Annotated in this window: 8 protein-coding genes; all 8 read right to left on the minus strand. The window is 68.6% G+C overall.

Annotation, left to right across the window (positions count from 1 at the left end; all coding sequences use genetic code 11):
• Positions 1–376 precede the first annotated feature (376 nt).
• The 8 genes from AC5P67_RS17765 to gspK all read right to left on the minus strand — a co-directional run bounded on the left by AC5P67_RS17765 (position 377) and on the right by gspK (position 22,192).
• Entirely contained in the window at positions 377–12,760 is a 12,384-nt protein-coding gene (locus AC5P67_RS17765; protein ID WP_495215030.1) for a filamentous hemagglutinin family protein, read from the minus strand.
• 199 nt (positions 12,761–12,959) lie between these two features.
• A complete protein-coding gene (locus tag AC5P67_RS17770) occupies positions 12,960–14,135 on the minus strand; it encodes a substrate-binding domain-containing protein (protein WP_049451124.1) in 1,176 nt (391 codons plus the stop codon).
• 452 nt (positions 14,136–14,587) lie between these two features.
• Positions 14,588–15,787, minus strand: a complete 1,200-nt coding sequence (gene gspF, locus AC5P67_RS17775) for a type II secretion system inner membrane protein GspF (RefSeq protein WP_495215031.1) — start codon at positions 15,785–15,787, stop codon at positions 14,588–14,590.
• 7 nt (positions 15,788–15,794) lie between these two features.
• The gene (gene gspE / locus AC5P67_RS17780) at positions 15,795–17,228 is read right to left on the minus strand and encodes a type II secretion system ATPase GspE (protein ID WP_111118312.1); all 1,434 of its coding nucleotides are present in this window, start codon (positions 17,226–17,228) and stop codon (positions 15,795–15,797) included.
• Positions 17,225–19,606 (minus strand): type II secretion system secretin GspD, encoded by a 2,382-nt coding sequence (gene gspD / locus AC5P67_RS17785; RefSeq protein WP_495215032.1) that lies wholly within the window; start codon positions 19,604–19,606, stop codon positions 17,225–17,227. The genes gspE and gspD overlap by 4 nt, the downstream gene beginning before the upstream one ends.
• Positions 19,603–20,130, minus strand: a complete 528-nt coding sequence (locus AC5P67_RS17790; RefSeq protein ID WP_062606526.1) for a type II secretion system protein M — start codon at positions 20,128–20,130, stop codon at positions 19,603–19,605. The genes gspD and AC5P67_RS17790 overlap by 4 nt, the downstream gene beginning before the upstream one ends.
• Positions 20,127–21,290, minus strand: a complete 1,164-nt coding sequence (gspL, locus tag AC5P67_RS17795; RefSeq protein ID WP_111118314.1) for a type II secretion system protein GspL — start codon at positions 21,288–21,290, stop codon at positions 20,127–20,129. Before gspL ends, AC5P67_RS17790 begins: the two co-directional genes overlap by 4 nt.
• The gene (gspK, locus tag AC5P67_RS17800) at positions 21,287–22,192 is read right to left on the minus strand and encodes a type II secretion system minor pseudopilin GspK (protein WP_005409889.1); all 906 of its coding nucleotides are present in this window, start codon (positions 22,190–22,192) and stop codon (positions 21,287–21,289) included. The genes gspL and gspK overlap by 4 nt, the downstream gene beginning before the upstream one ends.
• Between the last annotated feature and the right edge of the window lie 5 nt (positions 22,193–22,197).

The raw sequence follows: 22,197 nt of genomic DNA on the forward strand, positions 1-22,197 counted from the left end.
CGTTGGTCGGCACTGAGGCTGGCCCAGCCATCCACGCATGGCGTGGATCTACTGCCGAGCGGCTTCTACTGCCCGGCCTGCCCTGGTGGGTGCCGACCGTTGGTCGGCACTGAGGCTGGCCCAGCCATCCACGCATGGCGCGGATCTACTGCCGAGCCCGCCGCCGGGTGCTCTCCTGCACCCGGCGGCGCCGTGTCGGTGGTCCTCACCGCTGATGGCCGCTCCCTGCCCTCCGTGCCATCCTGGCTGGGGCCGCTGCCGTTCCGTGGCGGCTGGCCCGATGCTGTTCGTTCTTTCGGCCCGGTCGCATCCACGCATGGCGTGGATCTACTGCCGACCTTGGTGGGCAGCAACATGTGCCGACCAAGGTCCGCACCTACCGGCGCTGCGTGCCCTCGTCGCGACTTGCCTGCGGGAACTGGAAGGCACTGTTGGCGTCATAGCCGCTGTTGGCAGTGTTGCCACGCGCCGGCGGATTGATGGCGCTGGTGCCACTGCCGAAGCCGAGGATCTGCACGCTGATCACCGACGGCTGGTTGCGCCGTGCCTCGTCCTGGCTCTTGCGCATCACATCCTGTGCAGCCTGGCTGGCGCTGTTGGCTGCCGCACTGGCCGAGGCCAGCGCATTGACGTTCACCGTGGCCAGCACCGGCAGGCCCTTGCTCTCACCCTGCACCTGGATGTTGGCGGCATTGAGTACCTGCAACGCCGCCAGGTTGATGTTGCCGGAGACACGGATACCCGCTTCGCCCGCGTCGATGGTGCCCAGCGGCGCGATCAGGTCGACGTCGCCCGGTCGTACTTCGGCAATGGGGTTCAACGTTGCGATGCCTGCACCGCTGGCCGGGGCCTGCGGCGACAGGATCACGTTGCCCCAGCCGTCATAGACGCGACGCGGTGGCGTGTACAACAACGTAGTCTGCGAACCACGACCGGCATTGATGTCACCCTGCTCCGACCAGGCCAGGATGTCTCCGCCGAACGTTGTCATCACCCGAGACAGCCCCAGCAGCACGCTGTCCTGGCTGAACAGACGGATGTCACCCTGCCCCTGCGTCACCAGCCCGGCACTGGCCGGCGGCACCACACCCTGCACACCCACCACGATCTGCCCGCCCGGCGCCATCAGCTCGATGTTGCCGCCGGCTTCGGTACGCACGCCGGAGCCGCCGTACATCACGATGTCGCCGGTGCGGTCGATGGCCGTTCCGGCAGCATTCCTGTCCGGCATCAGCGTGGCGATCGCCTCGCGCCCACGGAGGTACGAACCGAAGCGCGGGCCTTCGGCATCGGTGTACTCGCGGCCACCTTCACGCAGCTCGGCGTAGTAGATCTGGCGTAGGAAGATGCGCTGCTGTTCCTGCGGCAACGCATCGAACGCAGCCAGCGCCCCGTCGCCGTCGGCAGCCACGCCGAAGCGCTGCTGCAGCCACTGCTTCAGTTCCTGGTTGTAGACCTTGACTGCCTTGCCCGGCTGCGATGCAAGCGATTGCGCGGGATCGGCAAGGTTGACTGGGTCCAGATAACGGGCACGCAGGGCCGCGAAGTCGATCTGCTGGTTGCCGGCCGTCAGCGCGATGCTGGCGCCGGGACGGGTGTCGCCCTGCACGATGCCACCGAGGCTGACGATGCTGCCCGCATCCTCCTGGCGCAGCTGGCGGCCGGCACTGATCTCGGTGTTGCCGGGGCCGGCGATGGTCGCGTTCAGATGCACGATGTCGCGGCCCGCCGCCACCACCGTGATGTCGGTGGGCGAGGTGTTCAACGCGGTCATCGACACCCCGAGGATGTCCCGGCTTGCCCGCAGTTGCACGGCGCCGGCGGCCTCGAACCAGTTCAACTGCGTGCGCTGCCCCGCGTTGGGATTCAGCGTGCGCCGGGCGCCGGTGGCCAGACCGATAATGTCGCCCTGCACCGCGTAGAAACGGCTCGGCGCCAGGGCCGCAGACACGGAGGACAGCGGAGTATTCGGACCGAACGCAAACAGCGGAAGCGACGCGTCCGGTGATGCAATGTTGCCGTCGACCGACAGGTTGTGCCGCGAGCGGGTCACATTGCCTGCGGAATCCCCCTGCTCGGCCATGAATGCCGGGTCGAAGGGTCCCGGCAGGCGCGCGTCACTGGCCGAGCGCGCGATCTGGGTCGCGCCAGGCTGGGCGAAGATGCCGCCACCGGCCAGGACGTCCAGCCGTCCTGTCGCCGAGGGTGCCAGCAGGATCACATCCTGCGTCCCCGGCGTGGTGCTGATCCGGTCCAGCTTGATGTCACCCTGCGCAGCAATCGCGCTGAAGCGCGAAGGATAGAGCCAGTAATTCAGCAGATCATCACCGCCACGCACAACAAGCTGGACCTGCTCGCGCCACAGATTGCTGCCCGTCACGTTTTCCGGCCCGGCGAGGCCTGGCGCGAGGTCACCACCGGCACTGAACAGATCCACGGCCGTGTTGGCGGTCCACAGGGAGAACCACGTACTGCCTGCAGCGCGCGCGCCATCATCCTGTAGCACCGCGCTGTAGTTGGCCAGCGGAACCCGGCCCGCATCGGCGACGCCGCCGAGCACCACATCGCCCCGCGCCTGCAGCTGCGCGGCGGCGTCGCCCAGCACCAGCACCGGCCCGCCCATCGGGCGAGCGGCGTCGGCGGCGAACAGATCGGCCGCACGCAGCTGGCCCAGCGTCGCGTAGCTTTCCAGGGTGACGCCCATTGCACCGATGCGTCCCGCATCCAGCTGCAGGCTGCCACGCAGATTGCTGAAGGTACCGTTGAGGTCGAGATTCTGTCCCGCCCTGGAGGCATTGAGGCTGGAGAACGTCGCCCGCAGATTCGGATTCAGTGCGCCACCGATACGCAGTTGCAGGTCGCCGCCGCCGGTCAGGTGCAGCTGGCCATCGCTGACCCGGCCGGTCGATCCCACCGCCGCGATGATCGCTCCCGAGCGCGGTGCGATCGTCGAGTCCAGCGCGTCACCTATCGCATCGCGCACGCCGGCGTCACGCCCGGCCTCCAGCGTCAAGTTGCCGCCGCCCAATGTACCGAAGCCGGTGAAGCCGACCATCCGCGGAGAGGCGCCAGCAGCAGCGGACACGTTGGTGTAGGCGCCAAAGTTCACCCACCAGCTGGTCGGCACCGGCTCCACACCGGTGGTGCTGCCGGTTCCCTGCCGCCACAGCCAATTGCCGACCGCGGCACTGGAGTACAGCGCCCAGTCACGCTCGCTGGTGCCCGACTCTGCGCGCGCGGTCCAGACGTCACCGACGATATCGCGCCCGGCTTCGACGCGCAGGTTGCCACCATGATCGGGATACCAGGCCCGGTAGCCGGCCAACGCAGCATCATAGCTGCCCGGCACCAGGTTCGGCCCCAGCAGTGCGGTGTTCCTGGGGGCTGCTGCACGGGGCGAATTGAAGGCAGCGTCGCGGCCCTCGCCCAGCGTGGTGGGAGCGCCCGCCGTGTACACACCGAAGCCGGACTTCATCACGACATCACCGGCAGCGAGCAGTTCGAGGTCCCCCTTGCCGGTGCGCAGCACGCTCCACGCCGGCGTGCCTGCGCGCTTGCCGTAGGTGGTCACTTCGGTCTGCGTGCCGCCGCCGGCGCAGTAGGTGGGCGCGGTGCTGCAGAACTCGTCTTCGGTCATGCCGAACATCGCGGCGAAGTCCTTCGCAGGGGTGCCTACGTAGGACTCGTCGCCCCAGTAATCCAGCGAGCCCTGCGCGGCCACCTGGCGGGGGGCCGGGCCGCAGTAGTCGGCCGACATCGCGCAGAACTCGTCTTCGGTGAAGCCGAACATGTCGGCCAGCTCCGCGATCGGACGGCCTGCATAGGAGGTGTCGCCGATCCAGTCCAGCGATGCCCGCTCAGTCAACGCACGATCACCCACCCAGATGATTTCGGTCTTGACCGTACCGATCGAGCCCTGGTGGGTGTCGGCCAGCACCACGCTGCCTTCACTGCCCCAGCGCCGGCTGCGTGGGTCGGCTGCCCCGGTATCGGCACCGGCAACCACGGTCAGGTCCCAGGAGGTGGTGCCCTCGGCCAGCATCGGCGCCAGCGCCCAGTTGCGCCCCTGGTTGCCGCCGGCATCGGCCGGCCGCAGATTCACCGGCCCGTTGCCGGGCAACTCCACCTTGGTCAACGATGGGATGTACGCGCCCACCTTGAGCTCGACTTCCCGTGCCAGGCGCAACGCAACCGGCAGCGTCGCGCCGGCGGGCCATTCCTGTGCCGCCATCTGTACGGCACTGCGCAGGCGGAAGCCGGCCCCCAGGCGCGCACCGGCCGCCAGCACCAGCGGCTGCTGCAGCACGGTGCCCGCCGCCAGCGTCTGCCCGGAGTCGGTGGTCACCGCCGCACCCAGCACCGTGCCCGCTGGCAGGCGCAGGTTCTGCGAGATCACCATCGGCGCGGGCAGCACGGTACCGACCGGAAGCGTTACCGATTCGACCGGCACGTCATAGTTCAGGCGGGTGCCGGCCTGGAACTCGGTGCCGGGCAGCAGCTTCACTCCGTCCACCGGCACCACCAGGCCGCCGCCAAAGGGGGTTTGCCCCGCGCTGCCATTGCGACCCTCATACAGCTGCCAGCCACCCTCATCCGGCGTGGACGGCGGCGGTGCGAACCCATCGTTGATGCTGCCGTAGACGTTGATGTTGCCTTCGGCCCGCAGCACCAGCGAGGCCGATTCGCCGAAGCCACGCCGCGATGGATCGGCGCGGTTGGCTTCGGGCCCGTAGCGGTAGCCGGACAGATCGATGTCGCCGGCAATGGTCAGGTCGCCGTCCGGGTTGGCGTCGCTGCGCCGCGCCAGCACCTGCACGCCGGGACGAAGGCGGACATCGCCCAGCGCCCGCGTGCGCTGCTGCAGATCCGCGTTGTCCAGCGCAGCATCGATCCAGGCCACGCTGTGCGGATCGACCACCTGGTCCAGCCACTGCTGGGTGACCAGCTGCGCGCGGTTGCCGCGCACGTCAGCGGTGGCTGCCAGGGGCGCATCGTCGTAGCGGCGAACACCATTGAGCTGGATGTCGGCCGCGCCATCGATGCGCAGGCCGGTGGCCGCGGCAATCGCCGCGTCGTTGCTGCCCAGCCGCGGCACATCGATCTTCAGCGTGCCGCGCGGGGTGCCATCGTTCTGGCCAGGACGTCCACCGACGGTAACATCGCTGCCCGCACGCAGGTCCAGCTGCGCCGCGCTGCCCAGGCCGACGGCACCTTCGGCGCTGCCCAGCGTGATGGTGGCCCGGTTTGGACTGTCGATGATCTTGCCATGGCTGTCCACGCGCAGGCCGGTACCGTGCGCGTCCAACGTGCCGTCCACCTGCAACTGATCGCGGGCGTACAGGCGGATGCTGCCGACCTGCTCGCCGCTGGCATCGATGCGGCCGGCCACGGTCAGGCTGCCCGCATCGACGCTGATATCGACCCGGCGCGCCTTCACTTCGTCGCCGATCCGCAGATCGCCCTCACCGATCTGGAAGCTGCGACCGCCGACGACGCCGCCGGCGGTCAATCGCTGGTTGAGGCCGGCGAAGTCCTGCAGCTGGCGTGCCCGCACCACCAGTTCGCCACCGTCGTAGGGCACCAGCGTGCCACCGGCATCGTAGCGACCAGTGGCGGCACCCTGCAGAACACCGGCCAGATCGGCTCGGCCGGCCATTGCGGTGACCGTCAGGCGTCCGCCTCGGTTGTTGCGGGCGGAAACATCGATGCGGGAGGCCGCATCGGCGCGGATGTCACCCGTGTCGCTGGACAGCAGGACATCGCCGCCCCAGCTGAACTTGTCCACGTCGTACAGCGAGACCTTGCGTCCGGCCAGATCCAACGCGGCCCGGCTGCCAAGCGTGATGCCCTGGCGTGCGTTCGCCGACAGCCGTCCGGACGCCAGCGCGATCGTGCTGTCCAGCGTGATCCGGTTGGCGTCGATGCTCAGCTCACTGCCCAGTGCATCGCCACCCGCCTTGCCGGTGCCCCCCTGCAGGCGGAAGTCGCCGCCGGTGCGCACGCGCAGCCGCGCGGCGGGATCGGCCGTCAACAGCGGTGTATCGATACCCAGGCTGCCTCCGCTGTACTGCCAGCCCTTGTCGGCCAGATAGTCGCCGCGCTGCTGGAACACGTCCAGCGTGCCCTGCGCGGAGAACGACAGCTGCTCCGAAGCACTCAGGTTCAGCGCACTGAATCCGAGCACCTGCCGGTTCGCAGGTACTTCAGAGCTGGGACGGCTGAATGGCGCCCGCCCCAGCTGCAGCTGGCGGGTAAAGATGTCCAGCTGCCCGGCGCCGAGCCGGTTCACCATCGGATCGGCCGGCGGCACCGACGCGTCACTGCCCGGCGCTTGACTCGCCGCCAATGAGCCGTCCCAGACCAGCGTGTCCACCAGGATGCGCGCCCGGTCAGTCGCAGCACCGTAGCCGCGGATGGCCTGCGCACCAAGCACGAGCGTCTGCAGGCCACTGCGGCCGGTGGCACTGTCGCGCGCGTCCAGGTCGACGCTGCCGAACACGTTGACAGAGTCCCGCGCGACCAGGCTCAGCGTGTCCAGCGCCGGCGCGCCGGTGGCATCATTGCCGCGCAGCAGCTGCTGTAGCACGGACTGGTTCATGGTCATGCCACTGGGCAGCGCCCCTGCCGCAGCGGCCAGGGCGATCGCTTCGGCACTGCCGAGGTTCAGCGCCGCCATGCTCAGGCCGAGCTGACGGGTGCCATAGCTGGCCGAGTCGCGCATCTGCAGCGCGCCATCGGTCGCTACCGCGATGCTGCCATCGGAAACCAGCCGGGTCTGGCCGTCGCACGCCGTCTGGCACCCCCCGATGTCGATCGCCACTGGACCGGCCTCCACCCCGGTGGTGCCGGTGATCAGGCTCAGGCGCTGGTTGGACACCGCCAGCAGACCGCCGGAGACCTGGTAAGGCAGGGTCGCGCTGGCATTCGCGTTGGCGGATGCGAACGGCAGTGTATCGAGGGTCGCACCGGCCTCGACCAGCACGCCGCTGCCACCGGAGGCCGCTGCCACCAGCACTTCCGGTGCGTTCAAGGTGACGCCGGAACGGATCGCCACGCTGCGCGCCTGGCCGGTCACCGCCACCTGCGAGGCCTCCTGGTTGAACTGCCCGCCGATCATCATCCGCGCCGGCAGGAAGGCATTGAGCGCGTCGTCGCTGAAGGTGGCACCGCGATCACGCGCCTGCGATGGCGCACCGCCGTCGACGATCTCCAGTGAACCGACCGCCGGGCTGGCCAACGTGGCTGTCAGCGTGCCGCCTCGCCCGTTGTCGGTGGCGGCGCCGAACCGCGCGGTGCCGGCGAAGCGGATGGCAGGCGTGTCTGCACGACCTGCGCCTTCGCCCAACGCAAGGGTCAACCCGAGCGCATCGATGGTCTGCCAGCCACGCGACTCGCCGCGGCGGTCGGCCACCGATTGCGCGAAGCTGTTGTAGGAGGTTTCGTTGTAGCCCGAGTGCCGGCGTACTACTGCGGCGGGGGTCAGCAGGATGTCGGTGAGCAACGGCGAGATTGCCGCGCCCAGCGCCGTGCGCTGCTGCCCGGACACACGCCAGGTGCCGGTACCGGTCGCGATGGGTTGCGCGATGCCCGAGGTGCCGGTGGCGCCCAGCTCAACCCGGAATGCACCGGGCTGCAGCGCATAGCTGGCCGGCATCAGCGTGTAGGTGCCTGCCGCCAGGCCGGGCACGCCCGCCGGCACGGTGATCTGCTGGCCCACGGCCGGTGCGGCGAATCCTTCCTCGCCGCTGGGGGCAAATGTCCCGGCGCGTCCCGGCACGATCGCATACACCGGGTTGCCCGACGCACTGAATTCATAGCGCGGATTGGCGTCGGCCAACGCCGTTCGCAGCACGTCGACAGAGCCACCGCGTCCTGACACAAAGGCGGCACCGGTCAACTCACCACCGCCGGACATGTCCAGCAGTGCCCCCGGCGCCACCTCGATCTCATTCGCCTTCAGGGTCACCCCCATCGAGGAGATGCCGGCCGGCGTCAGCGAACCCAGGCTGCGCGTACCGACCCGCCAGTCGACACCATCGACGGTGCCGCCATAGGGCAGCGACAAGCCGGCGCCACTGGTCGAGGTGACGCTGCCTGGCAGCAGTTCCACCCGGCTACCGACGGTTCCGTTCTGGATAAGGCCACCCAGCTGCAGCGTGCCCATCGGCGCCTGTACGTTGCCGCCCTGCTGCACCGTGGCAGCCACCAGGCGAAGCGTACCCAGCGCCGATTCCGGCGCCGGCTTCGTGGCCGCACCGGTGCCGTGGATGCGCAGCACGGCATCCGGATCGGCCCAGTAATCAGCGGTCTGCACGGTCTGCGCCGACGCGCCGGCCACCAGCGTGCCGACCGCGCCTGTGGTGGGGTACAGGCGCGCAGCGGTCACGTCCATCGAACCAGCCGTCATCAACGCGCTGGTGTTGCCACTGCTGGCAATGCCGTTGGTCAGGCGCACGTCACTGCGGCTTTCCAGCGCCACATGCTTGAAACCCGGCAGCCAGGTGACGTCGCGGATGTCGATCAGCTCGGCCTGCACCGCCAGCGCGTGATCTTCCGGCCCGGACGAAGCGACCGCGGCGGTGCCCTGCAGGTTCTCGCCCGGCATCTGGCGCCAGCGTGCCTGCGCCAGGCGAACATAGGGCGCACTCAGTCGCAGCCCAGACGATAGCCCGGCATCCACGGCCATGCCCAGGCTCGAAGTGCCCTGGCCATGGATGCGCAGGCTCTGGGCCAGGCGCAGGTCGACGTCGCCGACCGCGCGGATGTCACCGAACACGGACAGGTTGTCGAAACCGCCGGCCTGCAGCTGCTCGACCGACAACGCGGCGTGGCCATATTCCAATGCGGCCGGCAGTGGCTGCGCCGGTGCGCTGTGCTGGCTGAGGCTGATCGCACGCGCTCGCAGTACCTCGTCGCTGGCACCACGTGCATGGATGCTCCCGCCAAAGGCCAGGCCAAGCGTGCCGCCGCGTGCGCCGGCACCACCGGCGGCCGCGTCCATCCCGCCCTCCAGGTAGAGCGCGTTGGCCGAACGCAGCACGATCTGCCCGCCGTCGCTGTCCACGCGCACGCGGCCCTGGCCATCGATGTCCAGTTCGGCCGACGCGCCGCGCGCCTGCAGGCGCGCACCGCGTTCGACCACCACGAAGGCTTCCGGCGGTCGGTTGTCGACGAATGCGGTGGTCTCCCAGTCCAGCGCCCCGCCAATCTCGATGCGGCCACCTGCGCGCACCTGCCCGCGCAGGCGGCCGCTGGGATCGGGCAGCGACATCGCGTCTGCATCGGCATCCAGCAGCGCGCCCTCGGCGAAACGCCAGGTGCGTTCGGTGCGCTGCCCGGCGTACAGCGCGTTTTCCGGGCGCACATCGTCGATCAGGATGCGGCCGCCCTTCGCGCGCAGCGTGCCTTCAACATCGATGTTGCCTGCACCGAGCAGCGAGATCGTCTGCCCTGGATCAACCGCCACCAGTGCATCCTTGCCAACCCGCAGGTCACCGCCCACGCTGTTGCGCTCCGAACGCAGGCTGATGCTCGCACCCGCGCGCTGGCTGACGCGCCCGCTCGACGGATCGGCGCTGTACAGCGGCGCGTCCCACGCTGCCAGTGCGGACGCCCGGTCGGTCGCCATCCGCGCGTCCTGGGTCAGGCGCAGGCCTGGCAGGGCAGCGACCAGCCGCGCGCCATCGGCCACCTCCACACCGTGGTGGCCATTGATGTCGTACTGCGCGAAGCCACTGCCGAACAGGCCGGGGTCCAGTCGCAGCGATGTGCCCGCCAGGTCCGCATCGCCCAGCCGCACCTGGCCACCGGTCCCCAGCGAGAAGGAACCACCGCCCTGTCCTCGACCACTGAACCGGCTTCCGTCGCCCAGTTGCACCCGGCCACTGCCGTCGGTCGTCACCGTACTGCTGTTCGCCTGCAGGCTGACGCTGCCGCCTTTGCCGATATGGGCCTTGCCGCGCAGGTCCAGCGCAGCACCGGCCTCGACGTCAACCGTTGCCTTGGCGCCCACGACCACGTCATGACTGCTGCCCAGGCTCAGGCGGCCGCCATCCGTCCAGGCACCGCTCGCGTCGCGCGGCGTCGCCAGTGACGCATTGCTCCATTCACCGGAGAGATCGATCCGCGTGCCGTCGGCGATGGCGGTGCGCGCGCGGCCATCATGCAGCAGCGCCGTCGGCCGGCCCTGCACATCCAGCAGGTTGCCCGCCGACAGCTGGCCGCCGGCGATGCCGATGTCGCCTGCCAGTTCCACCTCGCTGCCGGTCAGGTTGAGCTGTCCGCCTGCCTGAAGCCGAAGGCTGCCGTCGATGCGGATGCGATCAGCGGTCGCCAGGTCGATCCGTCCCCACTGCTGGGCACTCAGCTCTGCGATATCCAGCCACACGGTGCCACGCCGCACTTCGTTGACCGGGGCCAGCAGCGACCACGCGGCCTTCGTCCGAGCCTTGTCATCCAGGCGCACATCCGAGCCGAACACACCGCTGCGGCCCTGGCCGTCGTAGCGCCCCAGGTACAGCTGCGCATTGCGCGCGACCGCCGTCTGCGCCTGCGCATAACCCTCCAGCGCGGTATCCGGCCTGCGGTTCTGCTGCGCGCCCTGGAAGGTAGCCGTCTCAACCTTTCCATCCAGCACCGCGGTCGGTGCGGAGATGATCAGGCGTCCTGCATCGCGGCCGACCGTGTATCCGTTATCGACACGCTGCGCCGCGAATACAATCGGATCACGGAAGGTCTCGGTGATGCCCCAGCGCTCCTGCTTTACTTCATGGCCGCTGTACAGGCCATCGAAGAGCATCTCCGCCGGCGCGTCATCAAGGCGGTAGACCTGGCCATCGACGCCGCGCACCCAGCTCTGCCGGATCACGCCGCTCTGCACATCCAGGCTGCCACCGGCAAGGTTGATGCGTGAGCCGCCATGCGTGATCACTTCCCTGCCGCCCAGCAGGACGGTGCCTCCCTGCGCGGCCCATTCGCCGATCGAGTGCCCCTGATTGTCAAGGTAGCCGCCCACTTCCAGCAGGCCACCCGCCGCGTACCAGCGCTCACCCGCGTAGCCCCCGGTACCGGCCGGAACGTGGACCAGCCTGCGGCGGTCGACCCAGACCTCGCTGCTGGTCAGCTTGCCGCTGTCGCGGTTGTCCAGGGCATCGCGCAGTTCGTTGCCCTGCACCTTGACCTGGACATTGTTGCTTTCCATCGACACCTGTACGCCCACTGCGCCGGAAACATCCACGCGTGCCGCGTCGTCTACGTAGCTGCGGGCTGCCGCGTCGGCGATGATCTGGCCGCCCGTGGCAACCGTCAGCGAATCCGCACTGAAATGGATGTTGCCACCCGAGACGATCTCCACCCGCGACTGGTCCCGGCGATCATTGTGCTGGGACAGATTGTCGAAGGTTGCCGAGCGCGCGCCGGCGCGGATCGCGTCCTGCTCTGCCGACTCCTTGATGAGGCTGTTGCGCTGCGTATCCAGCACCGTGGCCTTGCCATCGTCCTCGACCAGCACCGCCGTGGTGGCTCCATCGGCAAGCGTGACGCTGCTGCCGGCATCACTGGTCGAAGCCAGAAGATGCACGGTGCCGCGCTGCGCCAGCGTGGTGCTGGCCACGGCCACACCGGCCTGCTCGACGTTGCGCCCGGCCAGGGTCACGTCACCCTCGCGGGCGCGCAGCAGACCGGTGTTGCGCACGCTGCCCGCCGTGCTGCCAGCGACGAAGCGCGGCGCGATTTCATTGCCGCGGGTGGTGGAGCTGGTATTGGTCGCCGTACCCACGCCGCGCCGGATCACGAAACTGTCACCGGCAGCGAGCTGCACCTGGCCCTTGCGCGCCTCGATATGGCCAGCATTCTCCACGCTGTGCCCGGCCAGCAGCACGTAGCCACCGCCGCGCGTCGCGCTGGTCGGCTCATGGGTCGCGATGCGGGCACCCTGCTCCACCATCACCTTGCCAAATGCATCGCTGAGCGCGCTGCTGCTGGCGTCGGGGCTGTACAGGCCGTTGTCACGGAACTGCGCATCGCTGATCCGTGCTGCAGCCGCCAGCAGATTGCGTACATTGACCTGGCTGTTGTTGCCGAACACCACCCCGTTGCGGTTGGCCACGAACACCGTGCCATCGGCCTTCAGCTGGCCCAGGATATGGCTGGGCCGCGCCTGCGGATCATTGACGCGGTTCAGGACTGCCCAGTCAGGGTTCTGCAGGAAGTTCAGCGTGGTGTTGCCGCCGATATTGAAGGTCTCCCAGTTCAGGATCGCCTTGTCCGCGGTCTGCTCGACCGTAACCTGCACCCGCCCGTCGCTGCCCTGCGACTGGATTGCGTCGCGCGCATTGAGCCAGCCGCGGGTCAGCGGGTTCTGGTCGACGCTCAGGCCATCCTTGCCCAGGCCATCGGCAACGATGAAGCCTGCCTCGCGGCGCGCCTGCCGCGCCTGTTCCTGCAGGCGCTGCTGCAGGGCAATCGCCTGCGCAGCCGTACCGAGGTTGTCGATCGACTGCTGCAGCTTCTGCCGTGCTGCATCCTGCTGCTGGGCCGGCAACTGGAACTGGATCGGCACACCGTTGGGCATCCGGCCACTCTGTGCCGCGCTGCCCTGGGCCGCGCCCCGCTCGGCGAACCAGCCCGGGCTGAACGCCTGCTGCGCCTGGCTGGCCGGGGCCACCATGCTGCCCAGGGCGACCGCGATGGCCCACGCCATCGGATGATTGCGGCGCATCGGCGCGGCCGGATGAACAGCGGACGGGAGCGGGTGCGACATCGGAACCTCATCAACCTGGTGGGCCGCGGCTGCGGCGACGATCGGGGAGGCATGCGCAACGCATGCCCTGCCACTGATAGACGGTTCACGTGACACGAAGCCGACAGCGAAACACTGCGGCGGCGGCACCGTCGCGGAAATGGCGACGCCGGCCCAGGGGCCGGCGTCGGGTCAAGCAGGATTCAACCCGTGCTGCGGATTACAGCGGACGACCGATGCCGGCGCAGGTGCTGGGATTGTTCAGGCCGGCAGTGCTGCTGGCCAGCACGAAACGGTTGCGGATCGCATCGCGCCAGGCCTTGGTCAGCGGGATGAAGCCGTGGTCGGTGATCGACTTCTCATACGCGACGGTGTAGGTCGCCGGATAGTGGCGGGCCAGGAAGCCGCGCAGGCTGGTGGCGACGCTCGAATCCTTGTAGCACTGGCCGATCACCAGGTTGGTGTAGCCGGCGATCGGATAGCCGGCCGACGGGTTGCCGAACACCGGCACCCAGTTGGCGGGGTCCTCGGCAGCGGTGCCGGTCGGCGGAGCGACGGTGTCCAGGGTGGCCTGCACACTCACCTGATCCGGCGAGAAGCCCTTGACCTTGGCGACCTTGGTCGCATCGGTCACGCTCGGGATCACGTCCGGGCCAACGTAACCGATACGGCCTTCAGCAGCGTAGACAGCGTTGTACAGCGAGGTGCCACCGGTGGCCGGCGCGGCCACCAGGAACGCCGGCAGGTTGCCGTTGGCATCGCGCTTGTACAGGTCGGCGAAGGTCGACTTGATGGCGAACTTGCCACCCACCAGGTTCGAGGTGCCAGCGTTCTCAGCCGCACAGGCCGCAGTCAGGAAGCGGCTGAACATTTCGCTGGTACCGCTGCTTTCCGGGCGGTACACCACTTGAATCGGGCCGCTGCGGTTGGCATCGATGGTCGACCAGTCGCTGATCGCACCCGAGAACACGCCGCAGATCTGCGCCACGCTCAGGTCCACCGCCGAACCGGCCTTGTTGAACGGAATGGTGACCGAGGTGGCCACCGACGGCACCTGGATCAGCGCGCCGTAGCGGTTGGCGTTGGTCGGCTGGTTGAAGTTGGTGGTGTAGGTGCTCAGCTCGGTGCTGCTCAGCACCGAATCGCTGCCGGCGAAGTGCACGGTGCCGGTGGTCGAGAACAGCAGCGAGTTGTTTTCCAGGAAGGCCTTCTTGCCGGTGCCCGAACCGGTCACGGCGTAGGTGAAGTTCGCTGGCAGGATGCTGTCAGACGAACCCTTGTAGAGGTCGGCCGGCAGCGAAGCACCGCCGCCGGTAACGGTCTGCGCGGAGGCGGCGCCAACGGTAGCGAGCAGCGCGGTGGCAACCAGCGCGGCCAGGGTCTTGTACTTGTTCATGATCTTCTCCTGAAGGGTTTACTGCGAAGGGAAACACCAAGGGAGGAACGGTCACTACACGCCTGCTGCCGCCGAGGGCCTCCCAGCCCACTCTGCGGCGACGTGTCCATGCTGGTCCGCGCCGATGACAGGCCGCTTAAGAAACCTGTGGAAGATCGAAAAAAGGTCTGGAGGATTGTGTGGAGAATCGACCCATGCCACATTCCAACGACGCCGCCCGATCAACTGAATTGAATCGACTGAATTGAGTCGACTGAATTGAATCGACCTGATGGGATCGACCTGATGGGATCGACCCGATGGGATCGAACCGATGGGATCGAACCGATGGGATCGACTGGGTAGAGTCGACTGTTAGTCGACTGCTTTTCGCACGCGGAAACGATCTGAATGCACTCGATCTCCGCGCTGGTCGACTAACAGTCGACGCTACCTGTGATGCGCGTTGCGCATCACTGCACCAACTGGTTCATTTCCATGATCGGCATCAGCACCGCCAACACGATCGTCAGCACCACGCCGCCCATCACCAGGATCATGGTCGGCTCCAGCAACGCAGTCAGTGCCATCGCGCGACGCTCGATCTCGCGCGAGATGGTCTGCGCGGCGCGATCCAGCAGCGGCGCCAGCGAACCGGTCTTCTCGCCACTGGCCACCAGATGCACCAGGATCGGCGGATACACCTTCTGTACCTTCAACGCAGCACCCAGCGCGGCACCTTCGCGCACGCGCGCGGACACATCGTCGGCACAGCGCGCCAGCAGCGCATTGCCCAGGGTCTGCCGCGCCGCCTCCAGTGCACGCAGCAGCGGCACGCCGGCATCCAGCAGGATCGCCAGTGTCGAGGCGAAGCGCGCACTGTTCACACCCAGCACGAATCGCCCGACCATCGGCACCCGGATGAGCATCGCGTCCCAGCGCAGGCGCAGCTCGGGCCTGCGCAGGGCCAACCGCCAGGCCACCACCAGCGCAGCGATGCCGAGCCCTGCCCACACGCCCCAGCTGCGCACGAACGCGCTGGCGCCCAGCATCATCTGTGTGAGCATCGGCAGCGTCTGCCGCGCCTGCACGAACGCGGTCACCACCTGCGGCACCACGTAGCTGAGCAGGAAGATCACGATCGCCACCGATACCAGGCTGATCGCCGCTGGGTAGATGAAGGCGGTCAGTACCTTGGCCTGCAGCGCATTGCGTTCTTCGATGTAGTCGGCCAAGCGCTCCATCACCCGTGCCAGATCACCGGAGTCTTCACCTGCACCCACCAGTGCCCGATAGATCGGTGGGAAATCGCGCGGCCGCGCGGCGAGTGCGACGGTCAGGCGCTGGCCAGCACGTACATCCGCACGCACGGCAGTGAGTGCCTGCGCAACATGCGGGCGATCGGCCTGCTCGATCACCGCACTCAAAGCACCTTCCAACGGCAGGCTGGCGGCCAGCAGGCTGGCCAGCTGGCGCGTGGCCCAGGCCAGCTCGCTTGCTGACAACCGGCGAGCGCCCCAGCCACCGCCGGCACTGCGCGCGGCGCTTACCTGCACAGGGGTCAGCCCGCGCCCGCGCAGCAGCTGGCGAGCACCGCGCGGGCTGTCGGCATCCAACTGGCCCTTTTCGATGCGGCCCTGCGCGTTGGCAGCCTGGTAGTCGAACAGTGCCATGCAGGCCTCAATCGTCGCCGGTGACGCGCAGGATCTCTTCCAGCGTGGTTACCCCGCTGTCGACCCAGCGCTTGCCGTCCTGCCGCAAGGTCCGCATGCCGGCACGCCGTGCCGCCTCGCGCAGCGCAGGCTCGCCCTGCCCTTCATGGATCAATGCGCGCACGCGGTCGTCGACCACAAACAGTTCATGGATGCCGGTTCGCCCCCGATAGCCGCTGTTGGCGCAGGCCGCGCAGCCCACCGCGCGCCATACGGTGCGACCCTCGCCGTCCACCTCGGCACGGCGGCACTGCGTGCACAGCCGCCGCACCAACCGCTGCGCCAGCACGCCGCGCAGCGACGAGGCCAGCAGGAAGGGCTCCACGCCCATGTCAGCCAGGCGGGTCACCGCCGAGATCGCATCGTTGGTGTGCAGCGAGGCCAGCACGCCATGCCCGGTCAGCGACGACTGCACCGCAATCTGCGCGGTCTCCAGGTCGCGGATCTCACCGATCATGATGGTGTCCGGATCCTGGCGCAGGATCGCACGCAGCGCGGTGCCAAAGCTCATGCCGATGCGCGCGTTGACCTGGATCTGGCCGATGCCGGCGAAGTCGTACTCCACCGGGTCTTCCACGGTGAGGATGTTGCTGGTGCTGCTGTCGAGCTGGCCCAGTGCGGCGTACAGCGACGTGGTCTTGCCGCTGCCGGTCGGCCCGGTGACCAGCACGATGCCGTGCGGCTGACGGATCAACCCGGTGAACGTGGCCAGCGTGTCATCGGCCATGCCGAGGCGCTGCAGCTGCAGGCGACCGGCATCCTTTTCCAGCAGGCGCAGCACAGCACGCTCGCCATGACCGGTCGGCACCGTGGAGACACGGATATCCAGCGGCCGCCCGCCCACGCGGATCGCGATGCGCCCGTCCTGCGGCAGGCGCTTCTCGGCAATATCCAGGTGCGCCATGATCTTGATGCGTGATACCAGCGCCGCATGCAGTGCGCGCCGTGGCTGCACCATGTCGCGCAGGGTGCCGTCCACGCGGTAGCGCACCACCGAATGGGTCTCGAACGGCTCGATGTGCAGATCGCTGGCGCCATCGCGTGCGGCCTGTGCCAGCAGCGCGTTGATCATGCGGATCACCGGCGCATCGTCCTGCGCATCCAGCAGATCGGTGACCTCCGGCATGTCCTGCATCAGCCGGTCCAGATCGACTTCGCTTTCGGCGACACCCACCACGGCAGCGGCATCGCCGCCGTCACGGTACTGCTCACCCAGCCGCTGCTGCCACGTCGCAGCATCCAGCGCCTGGAACGGCAGCGGGCCATGCCGGCGCCGCAGCTCGGCCACAGCCCACGCTGCGGTGTCGGCGGTGCCCAGCAACACGGGCTCGCCGCCAACTTCGGACAGCATCACGCCATGGCTGCGCACCCAGGCGTACGGCAGCGGCGCGGAAGCGCTCACGGCCCGATCACCAGTTCCGGCGTGTAGCCCAGTCCGCGCAGCTGCCGCAGCGCAGGGTCCAGCGTCACCGGATCGCGCGCCAATCGCACGCGCAGGCGTTGCCCGCTCTCGCCCGGCGTCGCTTCGGCATAGGCCTGCAGGCCCAGTGCCCGTACCTGCGCCACGCCCTGGCTGGCACGCGCCGGGTCCAGTCCCTGTGCGAACTGCACCAGCTGGGCATCGCCCTCACCGGCCGGATACAGCGCTGCCAGGCTGGTGTTCTGCAACGGCTGGCCCTGGCCATCGCGCGCATTGCCGTGCCCGAGCACAGACAGGTCCTGCGGCGGCAGCTGCGGTGCCGAAAGCGCCGGCAAGGCCCAGCTCTGTACCGGCTGCGCGCTGGCCTGCGCGTTGCGCATGTAGTCGTAGCGGTCGCGGGTCAGGCGCTGGCCGGCGGCGGGGTCGCGCACCACGTGCGGGCGCAGGAACACCATCAGGTTGGTCTTGGAACGCTTGCGCGTATCACTGCGGAACAGCGCACCCAGCACCGGGATCCTGCCCAGGCCCGGCACCGCATCACGGCCATGGCTGACGTTGTCCTCCAGCAGGCCACCGAGCACCATGATCTGGCCATCGTCCAGCAGCACGCTGGTATCCAGCGCACGCTTGTTGGTGATGATGCCGGCGGCACTGTTGGCACTCTGCGCATCGATGCTGCTGACTTCCTGGTAGATATCCAGCTTCACCGTGCCGCCCTCGGAGATCTGCGGGCGCACCCGCAGCTTCAGGCCGACGTCCTCGCGCACGATGGTCTGGAACGGGTTGTTGCTGCCGCCGCCGCCGTCGGTCACGTAGCGGCCACTGACGAACGGCACGGTCTGGCCGACCATGATGCTGGCCGCTTCGTTGTCCAGCGTCATCAGGTTCGGCGTGGACAGGATGTTGGCACCGCCCTTGCTCTGCAGCGCGTTGGCCAACGCCTTCATGTTGAGGATCTGGCCGACGCCGGGCAGGTTGATGGTGCCGTCGATCACACCGATCTTCAGGCCATCCTTGGGCAGCACGTCCAGGGTGGTGCGTGCGGTGGTGTTCAGCCCGCTGCCACCGGTGGTGCCACCGAAGTGGGTGCCGCCGAAGGTGCGGCCATTGCCCAGCATCCACTGCACGCCCAGTTCGGCCGCGTCGGTCTGGTTGACCTCCACGATCAGGCTCTCCACCAGCACCTGTGCACGGCGCTGGTCGAGCTGGTCGATCACCCGGCGCAGGTTGCGGTACACCGGCTCGGGGGCAGAGATCAGTAACGTGTTGGTGGCCACGTCCGCCTGTACCGAGATGCCGTTCTGGCTGAAGCCGGTGCTTCCTGCATCGATCGGGTCACGGCGGCTCGGATCCAGGCGCTGCGATTCCAGCGCATTGCCTCCGGGCTTGGCCTGCTGCGGCTGCGACGGCTGCGCGGGGGTGGAGTGGCTGGCGTCGCCGGGCAGTGGTGTGATGCCTTCGTTGCTGCCCATCGCCGGTGCATCGCTCTGCCCGGCCACCACGCCACGCAGCACACCCGCGAGCTGGTTGGCCTGGGCATTGCGCAGGTAGACCACATGCAGGTTGCCGGATTCATCCTGGGCACGGTCCAGCTTCTCCACCAGCTGCCTAGCCAGGCGGGTGCGCCCGGGACTGCTCGACCGCAGCAGCACGCTGTTGCTGCGCGGGTCGGCCATCACCACTACCTTCTGGGTGGGCTCGGCGCCCTGCGCATCCAGCAGCGGCGCGACCATCGCCGCGACGTCAACGGCAATGCCCTGCTGCAGCTTCACCACATCGGTGTCCATGCCGGCCGGTGTATCCACGCTGGCGATCACCCGCGCGATGCGCTCCAGGTTGTCGGCATAGTCGGTGATCACCAGCGTGTTGTTGCCCGGATTGGCAGTGATCGGATTGTCCGGGCTGATCATCGGCCGCAGCACCGCCACCAGCGCGGCCGCGTTCTCGTAGCGCAGCGCGAACGTGCGCGTGGCGATCTCACCCCCCGCACCGCCACTGCCAACGCGGCCACCGAGCAGCTTGGCATCGGCCTGCGGCACCACCCGGCTGACGCCGCCGTTCTCGACCACGGCGAAGCCGCGCATGCGCAGTGCGCCCAGCAGCAACTGGTAGGCCTGGGTACGGCTGACCGGGCCATCGGAAACCACTGTCATCTTGCCGGTCACCCGTGGATCGACCAGGAACTGGCGCCCGGTGAAGCGCGCTGCCATGCGCAGTACGCCACCGATATCGGTGTCGACCAGGTTCAACTGCACCGGCTCATCACGGGTGTCCTGCGCCAGTACCAGCGCCGGTGCGTGGGCCATGCACACGATCAGGGCCAGTGCGGTACTGCAGGCAAGGCTGCGCATCGCCCTCATGGATGGGCACCCGCGGTGGCCACCATCACGATGTTTCCGGAAATCCGTGCCGCCGGCATGTTCGCATCCCCTGTGCGTGTCAGTTGCAGCTGACGCAGCTCGATGGCCGGGTCGGCCAGTAGCGGCAGCAGCCAGTTCCATAGCGCATCCGCGGGCACCGCCTGCACCTGCAGGTGCCAGCGCCCGCCGCGCGCTTCGATATGCAGGCCGGCGGCAAGGCCGGCGGTCTTGATGCCATCGCGCAGCCCGGCCAGTGTCGGGTGCTGGCCCTGCGCCAGCTGCTGGCGCTCACGGGCGCGCAGCAGCGGTGCCAGTGCGCGGGACTGCGCCTGCAGCCGCGGCAGCTCGGCCTGCCAATACGTGCGCTGCTTCAGCAGTGGCTCCAGCCACAATGACCACAGGCCCGCCACCAGCAGCGCCACCACCATCACCCACAGCATCAGCCGGTCGCGCGGTGGCAGGCGTTGCCAGCGCTGCTGCAGGCCCACCAGCCCCTCGCCCAGCCGTAGGGTGCGGGTCGTCACTGCCCAGCTCCGCTCACTCGCAGGTGTCCACCGGCTTCGCGCGCCAGCTGCAGGCCCTGTGCCTGAACTGCTTGCTGCCAGTGCTCAAGCCGCTGCGGATCGTCGGCCAATGCCTGGGCATCGGCATCCAGCTCCATGTCCAGCTGCCCGGGTTGGTAATGCAGGCTGCGCACTTGCCCGGCCAGCTCCGGAACAGCCTGCAGCGTGCTGGCAACCTGACGCTGCAGCGCCGGCAACGGCGGCGCCGGCAGCGGCACCGCAAGTGCTCGCCTTGCCTGCAACACCGGGTCCACCACATCGGTGATCTCCGGGAAGCGCGCGCTGAACTGGCGCGCCATGTCCTGTTGCAGGGCCTCGCCCTCGATCCGCCAACGCGAGACCTGCAGCTGCAGGCCGAGTGCAGCCAGCAGCACTGCTGCCAGTGCCAGGCCGATCGCCAGTCGTGGTGCTTGCCGGCCTGCGCCGAGCAGCGGCAATGACCAGCCTGGCAAGGGGCCAGAGGTCTGCCGTTCATGCGTGACTGCGGTGGCCGGCAGGCTGTCCGGCCACGTCGGCGGCACACTATCGATCCACTGCACGGCCTGCACGCCGGCCTGTTGCAGGCGCACGGCCAGCGCCTGCATCACCGCACAGGCGTCACGTCCGCCATGCCATTGAACGAAACCCCGATCGCGCCCGCGGCGTACCAGCAGATGCTCGCCGCTGACCTGCAGCGTGGCCTGGCCGTCCTGCCAGGGCAGCAGCAGTGGCGTCGGATACAGCGCCTGCAGCTGCAGCCCACACGAGCCCAGCAGCTGCTGCGCCTCCGCGATGGCCTGCTGGCCGAGCCAGGCCACCGGAACCGTGCCGTCTGCCGCCTGCGCGCCGTGGGCCAGCGCCACCTCCTGCAGGTCATCCAGCAGCATCGCCTCCACCTCACCCTGCAGCGCCGACTGCAGGCGGCGCCCGGACAACGGCGGCAGCTGCAGTTCCAGCAGGATCAGGTCGTTCGGATCGAGGCAGGCACGCACCGCAGCCTGCGGATGCCGCAGGCCCAGCGTCGCCAGTGTTTCGCGGCCATGCGCCAACACCTCGCCCTTGTGCAGCTGCGCCCAGTCCACCGCGCTGTCGGCGCGCAGGTGCTCCAGCGCCGGCAGGCGCACGCGAAGCTGCACATTCATGCGCCGATCCTCGTCCACACCCGTTGCACACGCACCCCATCGTCGCGGTATTCGCGCCACAACAGCGCGCGAAAATCGACCGCACTGCCGTCAGCCTGCACCTGGCCGACGGCCAGGAACCATTCGCTATGGATACCCAGGGGAAGCACGGCCATCTGTTCGTTGCTCAGTTGGAGTCGGTTGGCGATGTCGCCGCGATTGAGCAGCCAATGGCCAGCATCGCGCTCACCGAGCAGCGCCTGCAGCCGTGCCGGCTCGACCACGGGCGTCACCGCCTGCAGAACGCGCAGGTCGCTGGTGTTGGCGTTGACCAGGGTCTGCGCCGGCAACACCACGGTGCGCCGCGCCAGCGCCTGCAACGCCACCGGATCGGCACCAGGTAGCGCTTGTTCGATCAGTGATTCGCGCGGCAGCGGCGCCTGCGCCTGCATGTCGCCATCGCGCAGGCGCGCCTGGATGTGGTCGGCGGCGGATGCGCAGGCGCCCTGGCCCAGCCCCTGCCCGGCACACAACGCGATGAACGCGCGCCGCGCCTCGGGGTCCGGCCTGCCATGCGCAAGAAGGTTGCGCAGGTTGAACATCGACTGCGCATCGACCAGCTGCAGCTGCACCGGCAACGGCGCCTGCAGCTCCAATGGGCGCGCCCAGCGCCCGCTGCGCACCGTGGTCAGCTGTTCCTTTACATCCTCACGCAGCTGCTGTGCCGCACGCTCCAGCGTTGCGTCCACCGCCATGCGTACCTGTACGCGCAGCTGGTCGCCACGCAGCGCACGCAGCTGGGCCGACTGCCGGGTCAGCAGTGCGGTGGCAATCACCGCCACCAGTGCCACCACCAGCAGGGCGACGATCACCGCCATGCCACATTGGCGGACACTCGAAACAGAACGCATCCGGGCTGACATCGGCC

This window comes from Stenotrophomonas sp. YJH_SMC_21 (assembly GCF_059369555.1).

Bases quoted from the DNA above. Each gene is read 5' to 3' on its own strand.
- AC5P67_RS17765 (WP_495215030.1), bottom strand. From the start codon at position 12,760: ATGTCGCACCCGCTCCCGTCCGCTGTTCATCCGGCCGCGCCGATGCGC.
- AC5P67_RS17770 (WP_049451124.1), bottom strand. From the start codon at position 14,135: ATGAACAAGTACAAGACCCTGGCCGCGCTGGTTGCCACCGCGCTGCTC.
- gspF (WP_495215031.1), bottom strand. From the start codon at position 15,787: ATGGCACTGTTCGACTACCAGGCTGCCAACGCGCAGGGCCGCATCGAA.
- gspD (WP_495215032.1), bottom strand. From the start codon at position 19,606: ATGAGGGCGATGCGCAGCCTTGCCTGCAGTACCGCACTGGCCCTGATC.
- gspL (WP_111118314.1), bottom strand. From the start codon at position 21,290: ATGAATGTGCAGCTTCGCGTGCGCCTGCCGGCGCTGGAGCACCTGCGC.
- gspK (WP_005409889.1), bottom strand. From the start codon at position 22,192: ATGTCAGCCCGGATGCGTTCTGTTTCGAGTGTCCGCCAATGTGGCATG.